Source organism: Pseudoalteromonas sp. P1-7a, from assembly GCF_001401855.1.
Lineage (GTDB): Bacteria > Pseudomonadota > Gammaproteobacteria > Enterobacterales > Alteromonadaceae > Pseudoalteromonas.
This window is the reverse complement of record NZ_LKDU01000111.1, coordinates 1-353: the sequence shown is the minus strand read 5'-3', so window position 1 is coordinate 353 and position 353 is coordinate 1. Positions and strand designations below refer to the sequence as shown.

General features: G+C 48.4%; 1 protein-coding gene. It reads right to left on the bottom strand.

Annotation, left to right across the window (positions count from 1 at the left end; genetic code table 11):
• Positions 1-353 (bottom strand): hypothetical protein (locus AN389_RS20430; protein WP_160318643.1); only part of this gene is annotated, 353 nt, incomplete at both ends.

Below are 353 nucleotides of genomic sequence, written 5' to 3'. Positions count from 1 at the left end.
TACTCGCCATTTTGAACGGTTGCTTGAACTTCAATTGGCGCGTTTATACCATCGCTCAAAGTGATGGTAACAGTTTGGCCGTCTTCAACGTCAGTCACTGTGCCACGTATAACCATGGCGGCGCTTTCACCGTTGCCATTAATCACGCCGTCGGCTGTTTTATCAATGCTGGTTGTAATAACTGCGGTGTTATCAAGCTCGACTGCATCTTGTGCTGAAATTGGATTGCCTGCCACATCAGACACGCTAGCTGTGGCGGTGAGTGTGCCGTCATTTAATGCGCTTGCATCAATCGGATCGGTAACATATTCGCCGTTTTGTACAAGTGCCGTGGTTTCAACTTGGTTTGTGCC